The 18,981-nt window shown below is 69.1% G+C and carries 19 protein-coding genes; 12 read left to right on the top strand and 7 right to left on the bottom strand.

Annotated elements, in window-relative coordinates:
• Positions 1 to 5: 5 nt before the first annotated feature.
• From xerD to queG, 3 genes are all read right to left on the bottom strand, one after another.
• Complete coding sequence (xerD, locus tag Q3A80_RS20120) at positions 6 to 983, bottom strand: site-specific tyrosine recombinase XerD (RefSeq protein ID WP_446330648.1); 978 nt, start codon at positions 981 to 983, stop codon at positions 6 to 8.
• Positions 980 to 1,450, bottom strand: a complete 471-nt coding sequence (locus tag Q3A80_RS20115; protein WP_446330647.1) for a methylated-DNA--[protein]-cysteine S-methyltransferase — start codon at positions 1,448 to 1,450, stop codon at positions 980 to 982. The genes xerD and Q3A80_RS20115 overlap by 4 nt, the downstream gene beginning before the upstream one ends.
• A 63-nt stretch (positions 1,451 to 1,513) precedes the next feature.
• Entirely contained in the window at positions 1,514 to 2,749 is a 1,236-nt protein-coding gene (queG, locus tag Q3A80_RS20110) for a tRNA epoxyqueuosine(34) reductase QueG (RefSeq protein WP_446330646.1), read from the bottom strand.
• 17 nt (positions 2,750 to 2,766) lie between these two features.
• Between queG and tsaE the strand changes: the two genes are divergently transcribed.
• Both tsaE and Q3A80_RS20100 read left to right on the top strand, forming a co-directional pair.
• The gene (gene tsaE, locus Q3A80_RS20105; protein WP_446330645.1) at positions 2,767 to 3,318 is read left to right on the top strand and encodes a tRNA (adenosine(37)-N6)-threonylcarbamoyltransferase complex ATPase subunit type 1 TsaE; all 552 of its coding nucleotides are present in this window, start codon (positions 2,767 to 2,769) and stop codon (positions 3,316 to 3,318) included.
• A complete protein-coding gene (locus Q3A80_RS20100; protein ID WP_446330644.1) occupies positions 3,300 to 4,835 on the top strand; it encodes an N-acetylmuramoyl-L-alanine amidase in 1,536 nt (511 codons plus the stop codon). Before tsaE ends, Q3A80_RS20100 begins: the two co-directional genes overlap by 19 nt.
• A gap of 49 nt (positions 4,836 to 4,884) precedes the next feature.
• On the opposite strand, the gene Q3A80_RS20095 is transcribed toward Q3A80_RS20100, so the two are convergent.
• Complete coding sequence (locus tag Q3A80_RS20095) at positions 4,885 to 5,763, bottom strand: EamA family transporter (protein ID WP_446330670.1); 879 nt, start codon at positions 5,761 to 5,763, stop codon at positions 4,885 to 4,887.
• 340 nt (positions 5,764 to 6,103) lie between these two features.
• Here Q3A80_RS20095 and Q3A80_RS20090 point away from each other — a divergent pair, with 340 nt between their 5' ends.
• Positions 6,104 to 6,985 carry a pirin family protein gene (locus Q3A80_RS20090; RefSeq protein ID WP_446330643.1) on the top strand — a complete coding sequence of 294 codons (882 nt, stop codon included), beginning with the start codon at positions 6,104 to 6,106 and terminating at the stop codon, positions 6,983 to 6,985.
• 52 nt (positions 6,986 to 7,037) lie between these two features.
• Positions 7,038 to 7,886 (top strand): thioredoxin, encoded by an 849-nt coding sequence (trxA, locus tag Q3A80_RS20085; RefSeq protein WP_446330642.1) that lies wholly within the window; start codon positions 7,038 to 7,040, stop codon positions 7,884 to 7,886.
• A 103-nt stretch (positions 7,887 to 7,989) separates the two neighbouring features.
• On the opposite strand, the gene tcdA is transcribed toward trxA, so the two are convergent.
• Positions 7,990 to 8,847: a tRNA cyclic N6-threonylcarbamoyladenosine(37) synthase TcdA gene (tcdA, locus tag Q3A80_RS20080; RefSeq protein ID WP_446330641.1), complete on the bottom strand. Its 858-nt coding sequence runs from the start codon at positions 8,845 to 8,847 to the stop codon at positions 7,990 to 7,992.
• A 128-nt stretch (positions 8,848 to 8,975) separates the two neighbouring features.
• On the opposite strand from tcdA, the gene pdxH reads away from it, so the two are divergent.
• The 3 genes from pdxH (at position 8,976) to Q3A80_RS20065 (ending at position 12,296) form a co-directional block, all read left to right on the top strand.
• Positions 8,976 to 9,620, top strand: coding sequence for a pyridoxamine 5'-phosphate oxidase (pdxH, locus tag Q3A80_RS20075; RefSeq protein ID WP_446330640.1), 645 nt, complete (start codon positions 8,976 to 8,978; stop codon positions 9,618 to 9,620).
• Between the two features lie 130 nt (positions 9,621 to 9,750).
• A complete protein-coding gene (locus Q3A80_RS20070; RefSeq protein ID WP_446330639.1) occupies positions 9,751 to 10,971 on the top strand; it encodes a class I SAM-dependent methyltransferase in 1,221 nt (406 codons plus the stop codon).
• A 23-nt stretch (positions 10,972 to 10,994) separates the two neighbouring features.
• Positions 10,995 to 12,296: a DUF72 domain-containing protein gene (locus Q3A80_RS20065; protein WP_446330638.1), complete on the top strand. Its 1,302-nt coding sequence runs from the start codon at positions 10,995 to 10,997 to the stop codon at positions 12,294 to 12,296.
• A gap of 102 nt (positions 12,297 to 12,398) precedes the next feature.
• Here the strand turns inward: Q3A80_RS20065 and msrA are convergent, their stop codons facing one another.
• Positions 12,399 to 12,959 (bottom strand): peptide-methionine (S)-S-oxide reductase MsrA, encoded by a 561-nt coding sequence (msrA, locus tag Q3A80_RS20060; protein WP_446330637.1) that lies wholly within the window; start codon positions 12,957 to 12,959, stop codon positions 12,399 to 12,401.
• Positions 12,960 to 13,513: 554 nt separating this feature from the next.
• Between msrA and Q3A80_RS20055 the strand changes: the two genes are divergently transcribed.
• The 3 genes from Q3A80_RS20055 (at position 13,514) to Q3A80_RS20045 (ending at position 16,415) form a co-directional block, all read left to right on the top strand.
• Positions 13,514 to 14,920 carry a selenium-binding protein SBP56-related protein gene (locus Q3A80_RS20055; RefSeq protein ID WP_446330636.1) on the top strand — a complete coding sequence of 469 codons (1,407 nt, stop codon included), beginning with the start codon at positions 13,514 to 13,516 and terminating at the stop codon, positions 14,918 to 14,920.
• On the top strand, positions 14,917 to 15,582 hold the full coding sequence (locus Q3A80_RS20050) for a hypothetical protein (protein ID WP_446330635.1): 666 nt from the start codon (positions 14,917 to 14,919) through the stop codon (positions 15,580 to 15,582). The genes Q3A80_RS20055 and Q3A80_RS20050 overlap by 4 nt, the downstream gene beginning before the upstream one ends.
• A gap of 323 nt (positions 15,583 to 15,905) precedes the next feature.
• Positions 15,906 to 16,415: a flavin reductase family protein gene (locus Q3A80_RS20045; protein ID WP_446330634.1), complete on the top strand. Its 510-nt coding sequence runs from the start codon at positions 15,906 to 15,908 to the stop codon at positions 16,413 to 16,415.
• Here the strand turns inward: Q3A80_RS20045 and Q3A80_RS20040 are convergent.
• Entirely contained in the window at positions 16,402 to 16,902 is a 501-nt protein-coding gene (locus Q3A80_RS20040) for an Lrp/AsnC family transcriptional regulator (protein ID WP_006477992.1), read from the bottom strand. The two genes, Q3A80_RS20045 and Q3A80_RS20040, sit on opposite strands and share 14 nt — an antisense overlap.
• Before the next feature lie 130 nt (positions 16,903 to 17,032).
• Here Q3A80_RS20040 and kynB point away from each other — a divergent pair, with 130 nt between their 5' ends.
• Together kynB and kynU are read left to right on the top strand one after the other, a co-directional pair.
• Positions 17,033 to 17,683 (top strand): arylformamidase, encoded by a 651-nt coding sequence (gene kynB, locus Q3A80_RS20035; protein WP_446330633.1) that lies wholly within the window; start codon positions 17,033 to 17,035, stop codon positions 17,681 to 17,683.
• Between the two features lie 25 nt (positions 17,684 to 17,708).
• A complete protein-coding gene (kynU, locus tag Q3A80_RS20030) occupies positions 17,709 to 18,962 on the top strand; it encodes a kynureninase (RefSeq protein WP_446330632.1) in 1,254 nt (417 codons plus the stop codon).
• Positions 18,963 to 18,981: the final 19 nt, after the last annotated feature.

Raw genomic sequence — 18,981 nt, 5'->3', positions numbered from 1 at the left:
CGGCGCTAGCCGCGCGGATGGTGCTGCGCGTGCAGCGTCCTCAGCCGCTCGCGCGCGACGTGCGTGTAGATCTGCGTGGTCGAGATGTCGCTGTGGCCGAGCAGCAGCTGCACGACGCGCAGGTCGGCGCCGTGGTTGAGCAAATGCGTCGCGAACGCGTGCCGCAGCGTATGCGGCGACAGGTGCGCGCGCACGTCGGCCTGCCGCGCGTGGCGCTTGATGATGTTCCAGAACTGCTGGCGCGTCATCCCGTCGCCGCGCGCGGTCACGAACAGCGCGTCGGCCGCGCGCGCGCCGAGCAGCGCAGGCCGCGCGTCGCGCAGATAGCGTTCGATCCAGCCATGCGCGACTTCGCCGAACGGCACGAGCCGCTCCTTCGAACCCTTGCCCATCACGCGCACGACGCCTTCGTTGAGCCCGACCTCGACCGTCTTCAGCGTGACGAGCTCGCTCACGCGCAGCCCGCTCGCATACATCAGCTCCAGCATCGTGCGATCGCGCAGGCCGAGCGGCGTCGCGATGTCGGGCGCGCCGAGCAGCGCCTCGACCTGTGCCTCGGACAGCGTCGACGGAAACCGCGCCCCCTGTTTCGCCGACGTGATTCGCAGCGTCGGGTCCGCGTGCGCGCGATGCTCGCGCACGGCCCAGCCGTAATAGCGGCGGAACACCGACAGCCGCCGGTTCGACGACGTCGCCTTGCCGTCGCTGCGCGCGGCGATGTAGCCGGTCACCATCGCTTCGTCGGCCGCATCGAGCGGCGCGTCGTGCGTCGCGGCCAGCCATTGAGAAAACAGCACCAGATCGCGCCGGTACGCATCGAGCGTGTTGCGCGCGAGCCCGTGCTCGAGCCACAGCGCATCGCAGAACACGTCGATCGACGCGCGGCTCGCGAGCAGCGCGGGCGACGCGGCGGAGGCCGCGGCGATCGCGTCGTCCGCGTCGGACGGGGAATCGGAATCGGGGGACAGCAGCGGTTCGCTCATTTGTACGGCACACCCTCGTGCGCCAGCAGCCAGCGCTTCACTTTCTGGTAATAGCCACCGTCGTCGTGGTTCGCGAAGCCGCCGAGGCCGCCCGCCGCGACGACGCGATGGCATGGAATCACGAGCGGGAAATAGTTCGCGCCGCACGCCTGGCCGACTGCGCGCGGCGCACTGCCGATGCGCTTCGCGACCTGCCCGTACGTCAGCACCGTGCCCGGCGGAATGTCGCTGATCACGTCCCACACGCGGTGCTGGAACGCGCTGCCGACGTCGGCGAGCGGCAGGTCGAAGCGCGCGGACGCGCGCTCGAAATAACGTTCGATCTGCTCGACCGCGCGCTTCGCGAGCGGCGAATCCGGCTCGACCGACCGGATCGACTCGGGCAGATAGACGATCTCGCGCACCACCGCGCCGTCGGTGCGAATGCCGACCTTGCCGAATGGCGCGTCGATGACTGCGTTGAACATGAGCTTCTCCTCACCGGTGAAACGGGCGGCGCCGCCGCGCGCCGCCGACACTTTACGCCGCCTTCATGCGGCGCGCAGCGCCCATTCGACATGCTCGCGCACGACCGGCGACGGATCGTCGGCGCGCGCGCGCAACGCGGCGACGATCGCGTCGCGCGCATCCGGCGCGAGCCGGCCGGCCGGCGCGCGCAGCGCATTGCCGAGCCCGACCGCCAGATTGCGCAGCCAGCTTTCATGGCCGATGCGCCGGATCGCGCTGCCCTGCATTCGCGTATCGAACGTGTCGGCATCCCAACCGAACAGCTCGACGAGCGTCGCGCGATCGAGCCCGTGCCGCACGTCGAAATCGGCGACCGGCGCGGCCTGCGCGAACTTGTTCCATGGACACACGAGCTGGCAGTCGTCGCAGCCGTACACGCGATTGCCGATCAGCGGCCGCAGCGGCTCGGGAATGCTGCCCTTCAGTTCGATCGTCAGATACGAGATGCAGCGGCGCGCGTCGACGCGATACGGTTCGACGATCGCGCCGGTCGGGCACGCATCGATGCAGCGCGTGCAGCTGCCGCAGTGCGCGCCGGGCGTCTCGGGCGCGGTGTCGGGCGCCGTTTGCGCGTCGGTGGGCAGCGGGATGTCGACGTAGATCTCGCCGAGGAAGAACAGCGAGCCCGCGTCGCGCTGCAGCAGCAACGTGTGCTTGCCGCGCCAGCCGACGCCGGCCTTCTGCGCGAGTTCGACCTCGAGCACCGGCGCGGAATCGGTGAACACGCGGTAGCCGAATGCGCCGATCTCGCGCTCGATGCGCTCGGCGAGCGTCTGCAGCCGATTGCGCAGCACCTTGTGATAGTCGCGGCCGCGTGCGTAGATCGACACGACGGCCGCCTGCGGATCGTCGACGCGCGCGCGCTCGCGCGCACGCCAGTCGTGCGGCACGAGCGCGCCGGACGACGCATCGGGCGCGTCGGCGGCCAGCGTTTCGGCCGGCAGATACGCGAGCCGCGCGGAAATCACGCGTCGCGTACCGGCCACAAGTTCGGCCGGCCGCGCGCGTTTCATCCCGTGTTTGGCCATATAATCCATTTCGCCGTGGTACCCGGCTTCCAGCCAGGCGGCGAGGCCCGCTTCGGCATCCGAGAGATCGGTATCGCCGATGCCGATCGCCCCGAAACCCAATTCGCGCCCCCACGCCCTGATGCGAGCGGCGAGCGCAGTCAACGTCGCATCATCGAGCGCGCACGGCGCCGCGCCTTCGGCACGAGTCGAAGGGGTGTCGGATGCGGCGAGTTCCGGTAATCGGTTCATCGCACTATTTTACGAGAATGCCAGCCACGTCCCATACGCCGCATGCCGACACGCTGCCTGCCCCGCTCGCGGAGCGCGTGATCGCACTCGCCGACGAAGCGGCGACCGAGGCCTTCGGCACCCGCTTCGCGCACGCGCTCGACGCGGCGCGCACCGAGCTCGCCCGCGCACACGCGTTCGACGGACTGCAGATCCAGTTGCTCGGCGACCTCGGCGCGGGCAAGACGACCCTCGTGCGCGCGATCCTGCGCGGCCTCGGCCACGCGGGGCGCGTGCGCAGCCCGACCTACACGCTCGTCGAACCGTATGCCTTCGCACGCGACGACGGGGAACTTGAGGTCTATCACTTCGATCTGTATCGATTCAACGATCCGGCCGAATGGTCCGATGCAGGCTTTCGCGAATATTTCAATTCCAGCGCGATCTGCCTCGTCGAATGGCCGCAACAGGCGGGCACCCTGCTCGGCGTGCCCGATCTGGTTTTCTCGCTCGACGTGGACGGCGACGGCCGCGCCCTCACCGTCCGGGCGTACAGCGCTTCAGGAAAGGCATGTCTCGAAAGATGTTGATCAAACCGTTCCGCTCGATCGAATCGGCGGCCACCGCGACGCACAACTGGCGCCGCCGCCAGATCCTGCGCGCGGGCGCGTCGACGCTGGTGCTCGGCCTCGCCGCGCCGCGGCTCGCGCATGCGTCGTCGGTGCTCGGCGTGCGCGTGTGGCCCGCCCGCGATTACACGCGCGTCACGATCGAATCCGACCAGCCGCTGCAGAATAGCCAACAGCTGTTGCAGGGTCCCGACCGCCTCGTCGTCGACCTGACCGGGCTCGACCTCGACCAGGCGCTGCGCGACCTCGTGTCGAAGATCGCGCCGAACGATCCGCAGATCCAGTCGGTGCGCGTCGGCCAGTATCAGCCGCACGTCGTGCGGATGGTGTTCGACCTGAAGGGCTCGGTGAAGCCGCAGGTGTTCACGCTGCCGCCGGTGGGCACCTACAAGTACCGGCTCGTGTTCGACCTGTATCCGGCCGTCGCGCCCGATCCGCTGACCGACCTGATCGCGCAGACGGAACGCAAGGAACAGGCGCTCAACGACAGCGCGCGCGCGCAGCAGATGCAGCCGCCGCCTGCGCTCGCCGGCCCCGCCGCGCCGCCGCCCGCCGCGGCCGACAACAGCGACGCGTTCTTCCAGCGCTTCGCGCAGAACGCGCCGGCGACCCCGTCCACGCCGCGCACGCCGCCTGCCGCAGCGACGCCGTCGGCACCCGCGAAGCCGGCCGTCAAGCCGCCGCCCGTCATCGCGCGCCGCGACGACGGCGACGACGACGGCGACACCTACAAGTTCACCGCGCCGAAATCCGGCAAGGGCGGCACGGTGCGCCTGCTGACGGTCGCGATCGATCCGGGCCACGGCGGTGAAGATCCCGGCGCGATCGGCGGCGGCGGCACGTACGAGAAGCACATCGCGCTCGACATCGCGAAGAAGCTGCGCGCGAAGATCGACGGCGCGCCGAACATGCGCGCGATGATGACGCGCGACGCCGACTTCTTCGTGCCGCTGAACGTGCGCGTGCAGAAGGCGCGCCGCGTCGGTGCCGACCTGTTCGTGTCGATCCACGCGGATGCGTTCACGACGCCGTCCGCGCGCGGCTCGTCGGTGTTCGCGCTGTCGGATCACGGTGCGTCGAGCGCCGCCGCGCGCTGGCTCGCGAACAAGGAAAACGCGTCCGACCTGATCGGCGGCATCAACATCAAGACGCAGGACGCAGCGGTGAGCCGCGCGCTGTTCGACATGTCGACGACCGCGCAGATCCGCGATTCGCTGCGCTACGGCAACTACGTGCTGAAGGAAGTCGGCGGGATCAACAAGCTGCACAAGGGCTCGGTCGAGCAAGCCGGGTTCGCGGTGCTGAAGGCGCCCGACATTCCGTCGATCCTCGTCGAGACTGCGTTCATCAGCAACCCGGACGAAGAGCGCAAGCTCAACGACGACAGCTATCGCGACGAGATGGCCGACGCGATCTTCCGCGGCATCAAGCGTTACTTCGCCGCGAATCCGCCGCTCGCGAAGAACCGGATGGCCTGACGCGCCACCGCTCGCCCCCCGCCGCCGGCACGCGCTGCGTGCCGGCGCGTCACGACGCCGCGAAGCGGCGTATCAGCTTCCCGCCGAACACGTTCACCGCAAGGCCGCCCATCACCAGCGCCGCGCCGATCAGCTGCGCGTGGCTCAGGTGTTCGTCGAGCAGCAGCGCCGACGACGCGAGCCCGACGATCGGCACCAGCAGCGAAAACTGCGCGACCTGCGCGGCCGGATAGCGCGACATCAGACGGCTCCACAGGCCGTAGCCGACCAGCGTCGCGACGAACGCGAGATAGACGACCGCGAAGATCGATGCGCGGTCGAGCCCGGCGAGCGCGGCGCCGATCCGCTGCGGCCCCTCGAACCACAGCGACAGCGCGAAGAACGGCACCGGCGGCACGAGGCTCGCCCACACGACGAGCGACACCAGGTTCGCATTGCCGACCTTCTTCGTGACGATATTGCCGAACGCCCACATCGCGGCCGAGCAGATGGTCAGCAGGAAGCCGGCGAGCGTCATCGCGCTGCCGCCCTGCACGGCGATCACGACGAGGCCGGTCGCGGCGATCGCGAGGCCGATCAGGTTCTGCACGCGCAGCCGCTCGCCGAGGAACAGCATCGCGAACACGAGCGTGAAGAACGCCTGCGACTGCAGCACGAGCGACGCGAGGCCGGCCGGCATGCCGACGTACATGCCGGTGAACAGGAACACGAACTGGCCGAGCTGGATCGTCGCGCCGTACAGGAGCAGCATGCGCCACGGAATCTGCGGGCGGCGCACGAAGAACACCGCGGGCACCGCGGCGAGCGTGAAGCGCAGCGCGCCGAGCAGCATCGGCGGCATCCCGTGCAGGCCGACCTTGATCACGACGAAGTTCACGCCCCACGCCAGGATCACGACGAGCGCGAGCAACAGGTCCTTCGGGGCCATCATCGGCGTCTCCTCGATTGTCGGATGATTTCTGAAGCCGGTCAGTCTACCGGGTTTCGCCGCACGCCCCGATACCCGCGCGGCGTGAATGGAATCGGTGGCATGCGCAGCGGCGGGCGCAGCGGCGGGCGCAACAGCGGGCGCAGCGGTACACGCAGCCGCGGGCGCTGGGTCGCGCGCAGCCAGCACGGCGCATGCCTGCCGCGGCCGCACCTCACCTCAACTCAACTCAAATCACCGCAACGCAACGCACCGCGTGCATTACCGTTCCGCATCGCGCGCCGCCGCCGTGCCGCCAGTACAATGACCGGCAATCCAGCCGTTCCCCACGAGGCCCGCCATGACCGATCCGATCAAAGCCCTGCTGAAGCCGCACATCCGCGACATCGGCAACCTGCAGGTGCGCCGCACGCTGCCCGCGCTCGCCGCACGTCTCGTCGGCCCGTTCATCTTCTTCGATCACATGGGCCCCGCCGCGCTGCCGGCCGGCACCGGGCTCGACGTGCGCCCGCATCCGCACATCGGCCTCGCGACCGTCACGTACCTGTTCGACGGCGCGATCCTGCACCGCGACAGCCTCGGTTCGCGGCAGGAAATCGTGCCGGGCGACGTGAACTGGATGACGGCCGGCCGCGGGATCGTGCACTCGGAGCGCACGCCCGACGCGCAGCGCGCGAGCGGCCACACCGTGCACGGGATCCAGACCTGGGTCGCACTGCCCGTCGCGCACGAAACCACCGAGCCGTCGTTCGAGCACCACGCGGCCGACACGCTGCCGAAGCACCGCGCAAACGGCGTCGCGCTCACGGTCATCGCCGGCGACGCGTTCGGCCTGCGCTCGCCGGTCACGACGTTCTCGCGCACGCTGTACGTCGCCGCCGAATTCGCGGCCGGCGGCAGCATCGAACTCGATGCGTCGCACGAGGAGCGTGCGGTCTACGTCGTCGACGGCGACCTGACGATCGACGGCACGCCGGTGCCGGCCGAGCAGATGGCCGTGCTCGCGCCGGGCGCGACCGTCACGCTCGCGAGCGGCAACGGCGCACGCGCGATGCTGCTCGGCGGCGACAAGATCGACGGCGAACGCTTCATCGAGTGGAATTTCGTCGCCAGCAGCCGCGACGCGATCGAGCGCGCGAAACTGGCGTGGACGAACCAGGAAATGGGCCAGGTGCCCGGCGAAACCGAGTGGATTCCGCTGCCCGAATCGAAGCCGCGTTGAAAAAGGGGCGCGCCGCCCCCATCCTGACGACATTCGAACGGAAGAGAACGACATGGACACCACGCTTGCCACTTTCGAGAAAGACGTCATCGAGGCGTCGCTGGACACGCCCGTGCTGGTCGACTTCTGGGCGCCGTGGTGCGGCCCCTGCAAGACGCTCGGCCCGCTGCTCGAAAAGCTCGAAGCCGACTACGAAGGCCGCTGGAAGCTCGTGAAGGTGAACGTCGACGAGAACCAGGAACTCGCCGCGCATTTCCAGACGCGCAGCATCCCGCATGTGATCGCCTTCGCGGACGGGCGTCCGGTCGACCAGTTCATCGGCGTGCTGCCGGAAGGCCAGTTGCGAGCGTTTCTCGACCGGCTGCTGCCGGCGCCCGACGAAGCCGAGCGCCGCGCCGCGCAATTTGCGATCGCCGAATCGCGCTACGACGATGCGCTCGCGCACCTCGAAGCCGCGCTCGCGCTGAACCCCGGTTTCGACGACGCACGGCTCGACCTGATCGAACTGCTGCTCGCGAGCAACCAGGTGGACGCCGCACGCGCCGAGGCCGAGCGCCTGTCGCCGCAGACCGTGCAGAACGGCGACCCGCGCTACCAGGCGATCAAGACCCGTTTCGATGCGCTCGACGCGACGGCCGACCTGCCGCCGACCGACGCGCTCGAAGCGCGGATTGCAGCCAACCCCGCCGATCTCGAAGCGCGTTTCGACCTCGCGCAGAGCCTGATCGCGCGACGCGCGTACGAAGGTGCGCTCGAGCAGCTGCTGGAAATCGTGTTGCGCGACCGCACGTATGGCGACGATCTCGGCCGCCGCACGATGATTTCGGTGTTCGAGCTGGCGGGCGACCGCCCCGACCTGGTCGCCGCATGGCGGCGCAAGCTGAGCATGGCGCTCAACTGATCACGCGACCGGCCGGGCTGCAACAGCCTGGCCGGCTCGTATCGTCGCGCGCGGCGGTTCTGCCGCGCCGCACCATTCCTTTTCGCACCGAACGCTGCCCCGATCAGCCGGCAGCCCGCGCGGCGACTGCCCGCAGCGCATGCGCGGCGGCCGCGAACCCGAAGCTCGCGGTCACGCACACGCTCGAACCGAACCCCGCACAGTTGAGCCCCGCGACATGCGCGGCGGTGGACGGCTCCGCGCCGTCCTCGATGTCGCATGCGGCCGCTTCCGGATAGATCAGCGGCTCGTCCGAATACACGGCGCTGACCTTGAAGCGCGCCTTCGGCCCGCGCGGAAAGCCGTGCTGCTTGCGCAGCTGCGCGCGCACCTTCGACAGCAGCGGATCCTGGATCGTCAGCGCGAGATCGTCGATGCGGATGCGCGTCGGGTCGAGCTGCCCGCCCGCGCCGCCGACCGTGACGAGCGGCTGCCCGTTCGCGACGCACCACGCGATCAGCGCGACCTTCGTGCGCACGCTGTCGATCGCGTCGATCACGTAGTCGAAACCGCCGCCGAGCAGCGCATCGAAGTTGTCGGGTTCCGCGAAATCCTCGATCCGGTGCACGCGGCACGCGGGATCGATCAGCGCGATGCGCTCGGCCATCGCGTCGACCTTCGGCTTGCCGTAGTTGCCGTCGAGCGCGTGGATCTGGCGGTTCGTATTGCTTTCCGCGACGTTGTCGAGATCGATCAGCGTGAGCGTGCCGATCGCGCTGCGCGCGAGCGCCTCGGCCGTCCACGACCCGACGCCGCCGATGCCGATCACGGCCACGTGTGCGCGCTCGAACGCGGCAAGCGCCGGTGCGCCGTACAACCGCGCGATGCCGCCGAAACGGCGCTCGCGATCCACGTCAAGCCGGATTGTCGGGGTCGGGGTAAGATCAGAGGAACTGGGCGGGGCAGCGTCGGCAGCGGGCATGGCAGCAAGGAAAACGTAAGTCGTGCAGCCCTCTATTTTGCCTGAACTCCCCGCCGGCACGCGCCACTGTGCACGCACGATTCTCGCGCGTTCGCTATACTGGCCCCAGATTGAAGCGTTTGCATAACATGACGACTCTCGCCGATCTCCGCATCAACTATTCGCGTGCTTCGCTCGATGAAGCCGATGCCGCCCCCGACCCGTTCGCACAGTTCGATCGCTGGTTCAAGGAGGCGCTCGCCGCCAAGCTCCCCGAGCCCAACACGATGACGCTCGCCACCGTCGGCGCGGACGGCCGGCCGTCGGCCCGAATCGTGCTCATCAAGGGTGTCGACGAACGCGGGTTCGTCTTCTTTACCAATTACGAAAGCCGCAAGGGCCGCGACCTCGCCGCCCATCCGCACGCGGCGCTGCTGTTCTACTGGATCGAGCTCGAGCGCCAGGTGCGCATCGAAGGCCGGATCGAGAAAACCAGCGCCGACGAAAGCGACCGCTATTTCGCGTCGCGCCCGCTCGGCTCGCGCATCGGTGCGTGGGCGTCCGAACAGAGCGCGGTGATCGACAGCCGCGCGACGCTCGAAGCGCGCGAGCAGGCCGTGGCCGAGCGCTACGGCGAGAACCCGCCGCGCCCGCCGCATTGGGGCGGCTACCGCGTCGTGCCCGACGCGATCGAATTCTGGCAGGGCCGCCCGTCGCGGCTGCACGATCGCCTGCTCTATACGCGCGACGCGTCGGCGGCGTCGGGCTGGTCGATCTCGCGACTGTCGCCGTAAGCCGGCGGCGGCAGCGGCGCCGGCGCGTGCCGGCCGCGTCTCGTGTTGCATCCGGGCGCCCGCGTCGCAACGGCGGGCACCGTCAAGATACTTGGCTGTATTCGATTCAACGAACAAACGGAGAATCCAAATGTTCTGGGAAAAGAAGCTGGCACAGTGGGCGGACGAAGTACGGGCGAAGGCGAACTTACCGGCGCGCCTCGTGCTCTGGAACGGCGATCAACTCGATTTCGGCACCTTCACCGCGCCGCAGGTCACGCTGAAGGTCAACAGCGCGTCCGCGTTGCCGCTGTTGCTCGAACCGAGCCTCGACAATCTCGGCGAGGCGTACGTGAAGGGCAAGATCGACATCGAGGGCCGGCTGTCGGACATCATCAACATCAGCTACTCGCTCGCGCGCAGCACGGTCACCAGCGCGAACAAGCTCGCGCGCGTGAGGCGCTACTTCAATCACACGAAGAGCACCGACAAGAAGGCGATCCAGTACCACTACGACGTGTCGAACGAGTTCTACCAGCTGTGGCTCGACGAGAACATGGTGTATTCGTGCGCGTACTTCGAGAACGGCGACGAGGATCTGGCCACCGCGCAAATCAAGAAGATCGACCACATCCTGACCAAGATCCGGCTCGAGCCCGGCCAGCGCCTGCTCGACATCGGCTGCGGTTGGGGCGCGCTCGTGCTGCGCGCCGCGCAGAAGTTCGGCGCGACATGTCTCGGCGTGACGCTGTCGCGGAACCAGTTCGACCTCGCGACCGCGCGCGTGAAGGCGGCCGGGCTCGAGGACAAGATCGAGATCCGCCTGCAGGACTACCGCGAGATCGAGGGCCAGTTCGACCGCATCACGAGCGTCGGGATGTTCGAGCACGTCGGACGCAAGAACCTGCCGCTCTATTTCTCGCGCGTGCACGACCTGCTGACCGACGACGGCATCGCGATGAACCACGGGATCACGTCGACCGATGCGGAAAGCGGCGAGACCGCGCTCGGCGGCGGCGAGTTCATCGACCGCTACGTGTTCCCGGACGGCGAGCTGCCGCACATCAGCCTCGCGCTCGAATCGGCGCAGCGCGGCGGGCTCGAGGCGATTGACATCGAAAGCCTGCGGCGACACTATGCGCGCACGCTCGAAATCTGGACCGAGAACTTCGAAGCGAAGGCGGAACAGGCGCGTGCGCTCGTCGACGACGAAAAATTCCGCATCTGGCGCGTCTATCTGGCCGGCTGCGCGTATGCGTTCGAGCACGACGACGTGTCGATCTTCCAGATCGTGTGCCGCAAGGCCGGACGCAGCGCGAAAACGCTGCCGTGGTCGCGGCGCTACATGTACGAAAACCCGCTGCCGCGCTAGGCGGCATTTCACGCTGGGCATGCATGGGTGACGGCAGCACGCGGCGCAACACGCCGCCGCAACGACAGCAGCGCGACGAAGCGGACGAGTCGCACGCCGGCGGGCAGTTCGACCTGTTCGGCGTGCCCGACGACGCGCGTGCGGACGACGATTACCCTGCAGCCCGCGATCACCTGACGCCGGACGAACACGACGCCGCGCGGCCGGCCAACGCGCGTGCGCGCACCGGGCGCGCGGCGCCCCGTCCTGCCGCGGACCAGGAGTCGGAGCCTGCGCCCGCCTCCGGCCTGTTATGGGACGAACCGGCCCCGCCCGCCGCGCCGCCGAAGAAGGGCCGGCGCCCGCGCGGCGTACCGCCCGCACCGGTGTCGGCCGAAGTCGCCGACGCCGCGGCCGCGCTGCCGCCGAACGTGCGGCTCGGCACGTCGTCGTGGTATTTCCCCGGCTGGGACGGCATCGTCTACGACGGCGATTTCGCGCAGACGAAGCTGTCGCGCGAGGGGCTGGCAGCGTACGGCGCGCATCCGCTGCTGAAAAGCGTGAGCCTCGACCGGTCGTTCTACGGCCCGCTGTCGGTGGCCGATTACCTGCGCTACGCGCAACAGGTGCCCGACGACTTCCGCTTCGTCGTGAAGGCGCCGGCGTCCGTCACCGACGCGGTCGTGCGCGGCCGGCGCGGCGAGCCGTCCGGCCCGAACCCGACCTTCCTCGACGCGCAGCTTGCCACCCAGGAATTCGTGCAGCCTTGCCTCGACGGGCTCGGCAAGAAGGCCGGCGTGCTCGTGTTCCAGTTTTCGCCGATGCCCGATCAACTGCTCGCCGAACCGGCCGCGCTGATCGACCGGCTGTCGGCGTTCTTCGCGGCGCTGCCGCCGCTGCCGGGCGATGCCGACGGCACGCGCTACGCGATCGAAATCCGCGACGCGTGCCTGCTCACGCCGCGCTTCATCCGCGCGCTGGCCGCACTCGGCGTACGCTACTGCGTCGGCCTGCATGCGCGGATGCCCGACCCGCTGCGCCAGGCGGCCGCGCTCGCGTTGCTCGACGGCGACGCGCCGGGCCCGCTGATCGTGCGCTGGAGCCTGCATGGCGGCTTCAAGTACGAACAGGCGAAAGCGAAATACGAGCCGTTCGACAAGCTCGTCGACGAGGATCCGGCCACGCGCTCGGCGCTCGCCGAGCTGGCCGCGCGCTACGCGCTGGCGGGACAGCCGGTGATCATCACGATCAACAACAAGGCGGAAGGATCCGCACCGCTGTCATGCATCGCGCTGGCGCGGGAGATCGCCGCCGCGTGCGCGCACTGGCGCAGCGAGGCGGCGTAAGGATCGCGGCGCGCGCTGCTTGCGGGCTGGCGCGCGGTCACGTGCGCACGACTCGGGTGCGGCATGCGAGCTGCGTGCGCGCTGCATGCACGCTGCGCGCGATTACGCGCCGCGCAGCGACTTCAGCCGGTGCGAGAACTTCTGGCGGAATTTCGCGAGCTTCGGCCCGATCACGACCGAGCAGTAGCCCTGCCCCGGATTGCGCGCGTAATAGTTCTGGTGATAGTCCTCGGCCGGCCAGTAGTTGTCGTCGAGCGGCACGACCTGCGTGACGATCGGCTGTCCGAACACCTGCTCGCGCTCCAGTTCGCGGATCACGTCGAGCGCGATGTCGCGCTGCGCGTCCGAATGCGTGAACACGACCGAACGGTATTGCGTGCCGACGTCGTTGCCCTGCCGGTTAAGCTGCGTCGGATCATGCGTCGCGAAGAAGATCTCGAGGATCTCGCGATAGCCGATGCGTGCCGGATCGAACGTCACGTTCACCACCTCCGCGTGCCCGGTGTCGCCGTCGCATACGTCGCGATAGCCGGGATTGCGCGTATGGCCGCCCGCGTAGCCCGACTGGACGGCCGTCACGCCGTCGACGTCGAGGAACACGGCCTCCGTGCACCAGAAGCACCCGCCGCCGAGCGTCGCGGTTTCAAGCATGTCGCTCCCCATGAATTCAGACCCTCGTTGATGATGGCGACCCGCACGCCGCGCGCTGTCGCGCGCCGGCAGCCGCCGATTCGTGTCGCCGCCGACCGGTGGCCCGGCGCGAAGCGGCATGCGTTCAAGTATCTCACTCACGCATGAATCCGGCTGGGCCGCACGCGTGCCGCGCCCGACCCGCCGCACGTTTCTCGACTACACTTAGGCACGCTTCGCCGCGACGGCACACCGTCCGGCTGCACGCAGCGTCCGATGCATGCCCGCCCTGATGCCAACATCATCCGCCGGAACATCGATATGTACGCGTTCGCAGATTCACTCCGCATCGGCGGCCCGACCGCCGGCGTCCCGCACGCCGTCGCGGCGATCGCACCGTCGCGGTGCCGCACGCCTGCCGCATCGCCGGTGCGGCGATCGACTCCACCTCGCTTTCCCGCTTTTCCGACCTGATGCACGAGCGCGAGCGAGCCGCACACGCGTGGCCGCCGCGCACCCCGCCGACCCGCACGCCAGCAGCGAACGGCGTGCGCCCTCGATCCGATCCAACCGAGAGAGGCACCACGATGAGCATGCGGCCTGACCCGACCTTTCACGCTTCGCCGGCACTTGCGATGCAGGCGCCGGCGGAGGAGTTCGCGTATACGTTGTTGCTGAGCCCCGATTTTTCCAGACCCGACGCGCTCGCGGTGATCGACGTGAAACCCGGCTCGTCGACCTACGGAAAAATCGTGCACACGGTGACGATGCCGAACACCGGCGACGAGTTTCACCACTTCGGCTGGAATGCGTGTTCGTCGGCGCTGTCGCCGCTGACCGGCCACGCGTTTCTCGAGCGCCGCTTCCTGATCATCCCGGGCCTGCGGTCGTCGCGCATCTACGTGATCGACACGAAGCCGCACCCGACGCAGGCGCGCATCCACAAGATCGTCGAGCCCGCCGAAGTGTTCGCGAAGACCGGCTATTCCCGGCCGCACACGGTCCACTGCGGCCCCGAGGGCATCTACGTGAGCACGCTCGGCGGCGCCGGGGAGGATGGCACCGACGGCGCGCCCGGCATCTTCATCATGGACTGCGAGACGTTCGACGTGCTCGGCCGCTGGGAGATCGAGCGCGGCCCGCAGGACAAGCATTACGACTTCTGGTGGAACCTGCCGCGCGACTACATGGTGTCGAGCGAATGGGCGCTGCCGCCGCAGTTCGAGCACGGCATCGTGCCGGAAGATCTGCTCGCGAACCGCTACGGCCACCGGCTGCATTTCTGGGACCTGCGCGCGCGGCGCAACGTGCAGACGATCGACCTCGGCGCGCAGCATCAGATGGCGCTCGAGGTGCGTCCCGCGCACGATCCGGTGCGCGAATACGGGTTCGTCGGCGTCGTGGTCGATACGACCAATCTCGAAGGGTCGATCTGGACCTGGTGGCGCGAAGGCGGCACGTTCCATGTGGAGAAAACCGCGACGATTCCGCCCGAGCCGGCCGCGGCCGACGAGCTGCCGCCGCTGCTGCAGGGTTTCGGCGCGGTGCCGCCGCTCGTGACCGACATCGACCTGTCGCTCGACGACCGCTTCCTGTACGTCTCGTGCTGGGGCACCGGCGAGATGCGCCAGTACGACGTGTCGGATCCGCACCATCCGGTGCTCGCGGGGTCGGTACGCATCGGCGGGATCGTGCGCCGCGCACCGCACACGAACGGCCGCGCGTTCGCCGGCGGCCCGCAGATGGTCGAGATCAGCCGCGACGGCCGCCGCGTGTACTGGACCAACTCGCTGTACTCGACGTGGGACGACCAGTTCTATCCGGACGGCGTGCCGGCCGCGCAGGTGCTCGCGCATGCAGGGCCCGACGGCGGGCTGACGCTCGCCGACGACTACTGGGTCGAGTTCCCCGACGGCTATCGCGCGCACCAGATCCGGCTCGAAGGCGGCGACTGCTCGACGGACTCGTTCTGCTATCCGTCGGTCAAGCGTTGAGCGCCGGCCTTCCCGCGCCGCTCGCGCTGTGGGCGGCGGTGCTCGCGAGCGGCGTCTATCACGGGCTCAACCCGGCGATGGGCTGGCCGCTCGCGGTATCGAACGCGCTGATGACGCGCCGCGGCCGCGCACTCGTCGCGGCGCTCGGCTATCTGGCACTCGGCCATGCGCTCGCGGTCTTCATGGTGATGCTGCCGTTCGGGCTGCTCGCCGCGCTGCTCGCGTGGCAGACGGCGATCCGGATCGGCGCGAGCGCGCTCGTGATCGGCTTCGGCGCCGTGCTGCTGATCCGGCGGCGCCACCCGCGTGCGCTCGCGCGGATTCCGCCCGCGCGGCTCGGGTTGTGGTCGTTCGCGGTCGCGCTCGCGCATGGCGCAGGGCTGATGCTGGTGCCGATCTATCTCGGGCTGTGCGGGCTCGACCGCGACGCCGGCCATCGCGCGGCGGCGACGCTCGTCGATGCGCATCTCGGGATGGCGCTCGGCGTCGCGGCCGTGCACGCGGCCGCGATGATCGCCGCGGGCGGCGCGCTCGCGTGGCTCGTGTACCGCTATCTCGGGCTGAAGTTCGTCGCGCGCAGCTGGTTCAACCTCGACGCGGTGTGGGCGTCGAGCCTGATCCTGACGGGTGCGCTGGCGCTCGGGCTCGCGGCGGCGCGGTAGGGGCAGCGCGCGACCCGAGGTGGGCGGTGGGCGGTGGGCGGTGATGGTGGCGGTCGCTGACGGCAGCTCACGACTCGCACGCAACAAAACGCGACAGAACGACAGACTCCGCACGGTTGCGCGCGCCGCACGACAGTGTTCGCTACCTCACGCTCGGCCCGCAATCGGCCGTCCGCACGGGCCCGGCGATCGCGATTCCGCTAAAATCGGGCCATGCGCACCACTTCCCAACCGACCGCCCCGGCCTTGCCGCCTTTCGTCCGCCGCGCCCGTTGCATCCGCCGCGCGCCGCGCCCGTCCGTTTCGTTCCGGATGGCTGCCCGATGAACCAAGCCAATCCGCCGGATTTCGATTCGGCCGCCTTTCGCCAGGCGCTCGGCCAGTTCGCGACCGGCGTCACGGTCATCACGACGCGTGCGCCGTCCGGGCAACTGATTGGCATCACCGCGAGCTCGTTCAACTCGGTGTCGCTCGATCCGCCGCTCGTGCTGTGGAGCCTCGCGCACAAATCGGCGTCGACGCCGGTGTTCCGCGGCAACAGCCATTACGTGGTGAACGTGCTCGCGGCGTCGCAGCTCGACCTGTGCAAGCGCTTCTCGACCTACAAGGGCGATCGTTTCGAAGGAATCGCGCACGCGGCCGGCAACTCGGGCATGCCGGTGCTCGACGGTGCGCTCGCGTGGTTCGAATGCCACAACCGCAGCCGCTACGACGAAGGCGACCACGTGATCTTCGTCGGCGAAGTGGAGCGCTGCGGCGTGCGGGCCGCGGCGGACGGCGCACCGCCGCTCGTGTTCCACGGCGGCGGCTTCCACGGCCTCACACCGCTTTGATCGCCCCGGTGCGCGCCAGCCCGACCGGCGCGCCCGCTTCATCCTTCAGCGTCTGCAGCACGATGTTCGAACGGATGTCCATCACGCCCGGCGCCTTGTAGAGCCGGTTCAGCACGAAATCCGAATAGTGCTTGAGGTTGTGCGCGAGCACGCGCAGCAGGTAGTGGCTCTCGCCCGTCACGACGAATGCGCCGACCACCTCCGGCCATTCGCGCAGCGCTTCCGCGAAGCGCTCGTGCCATTGATTCTCCTCGTTGCGCATCGACACCTGCACGAACGCCTCGAGCTCGAAGCCAAGCTTCTCGCGGCTCAGGCACGCGCGATAGTGCTCGATCACGCCCTGCTCCTCGAGCAGGCGCATCCGGCGCAAACAGGCGGACGGCGAAAGCGAGATGCGTTCGGCCAGGTCGAGATTGCTGATTCTGCCCTCCTCCTGCAGTACCGCCAGAATCCGGCAGTCGGTGGCATCGAGCGTGATCGCGTGCATTTTTGGTCCCCGTTTTCCCTCTGATTCGAATTATCTGCCAATCGGGCGGATTGTCCATGTTTATTTCGCAAGCACTTTCTGCGAGCGTCCACCTATCATTCGAAGGATCGATTCACCGATTCGTCATGCCATGGACACACTCTGGGACATCTCGCCGCCCGTCAGCCCCGCCACCCCCGTGTGGCCGGGCGATACGCCGGTTTCCGTCGAACGCGTGTGGCGGATGGAGGCCGGCTCGCCGGTCAACGTCGCGCGCGTGACGCTGTCGCCGCACACGGGCGCGCACTGCGACGCGCCGCTGCACTACGACGCCGACGGCGCGCCGATCGGCGCGGTGCCGCTCGACACGTATCTCGGCCCGTGCCGCGTGATCCACTGCATCGGCGCGTCGCCGGTCGTGCGCGCGGCCGATGTGCAAGCCGCGCTCGCCGGCGTGCCGCCGCGCGTGCTGCTGCGTACCTATGCGCGCGCCGCGGTCGAACGATGGGACAGCGGCTTCTGCGCGGTCGCGCCCGAAACCGTCGACCTGCTCGCCGCGCATGGCGTGAAGCTGATCGGCATCGATACGCCGTCGCTCGACCCGCAGGAATCGAAGACGATGGACGCGCATCGCCGCGTGCGCGCGCACCGGATGGCGATCCTCGAAGGGATCGTGCTCGACGACGTACCGGCCGGCGACTACGAGCTGATCGCGCTGCCGCTGAAATTCGCGACGCTCGACGCGAGCCCCGTGCGCGCGGTGCTGCGCGCGCTGCCCGGGCGTGCTTCCCATGCTTCCTGATTACCCCGACCTACGAACTCACATCATGATCAAGACCCGTGAAGACGCGCTCGCCCTCGACCGCGACGACCCGCTCGCCGCGCTGCGCGGCCAGTTCGCGCTGCCCGACGGCGTGATCTATCTGGACGGCAACTCGCTCGGCGCGCAACCGCGCGCGTCGGCCGCCCGCGCGCAACAGGTGATCGGCGCCGAATGGGGCGAAGGCCTGATCCGCAGCTGGAACACGGCCGGCTGGTTCGCGCTGCCGCGCCGCCTCGGCGACAAGCTCGCGACGCTGATCGGCGGCGCGCCCGGCGAGACGGTCGTCACCGACACCATCTCGATCAACCTGTTCAAGCTGCTGTCGGCAATGCTGCGCCGCCAGGCCGAGCGCGCGCCCGAGCGCCGCGTGATCGTGTCGGAGCGCTCGAACTTCCCGACCGACCTGTACATCGCGCAAGGGCTGATCGAGCAGCTCGGCGGCAACTACGAGCTGCGCCTGATCGACGACCCGGCCGACCTGCCCGGCGCGCTCGGCGCGGACACGGCCGTCGCGATGATCACGCACGTGAACTACCGCACCGGCTACATGCACGACATGCCGGCCGTCACGCAGCTCGTGCACGACGCGGGCGCGCTGATGCTGTGGGATCTCGCGCACTCGGCCGGCGCGGTGCCGGTCGACCTGAACGGCGCGCATGCGGACGGCGCGGTCGGCTGCACGTACAAGTACCTGAACGGCGGCCCCGGCTCGCCGGCGTTCGTGTGGGTGCCGCAGCGCCATCTCGCGCACTTCTCGCAGCCGCTGTCGGGCTGGTGGGGCCACCGCGCGCCGTTCGCGATGCAGCCGAGCTTCGCGCCCGATCCGGGCATCGCGCGCTTCCTGTGCGGCACGCAGCCGATCGTGTCGATGTCGATGGTCGAATGCGGGCTCGACGTGTTCCTGCAGACCGACATGCAGACGATCCGCCGCAAGTCGCTCGCGCTGACCGATGCGTTCATCGCGCTCGTCGAGGAACGCTGCGCGGGCCTGTCGCTGAAGCTCGTCACGCCGCGCGCGCATCACCAGCGCGGCTCGCAGGCGAGCTTCGAGCATCCGCACGGCTACGAGGTGATGCAGGCGCTGATCGCGCGCGGCGTGATCGGCGACTACCGCGAGCCGTACGTGCTGCGCTTCGGCTTCACGCCGCTCTATACGCGCTTCGTCGACGTGTGGGATGCCGTCGAGACGCTGCGCGACATCCTCGCGACCGATGCGTGGAAGGCCCCCGAGTTCGCCGAGCGCGGCGCGGTGACCTGATCGGCACCGCCCGGCGCGC

The organism is Burkholderia sp. SR8, from assembly GCF_052851275.1.
This window is presented reverse-complemented; position numbering and strand designations above follow the sequence as displayed.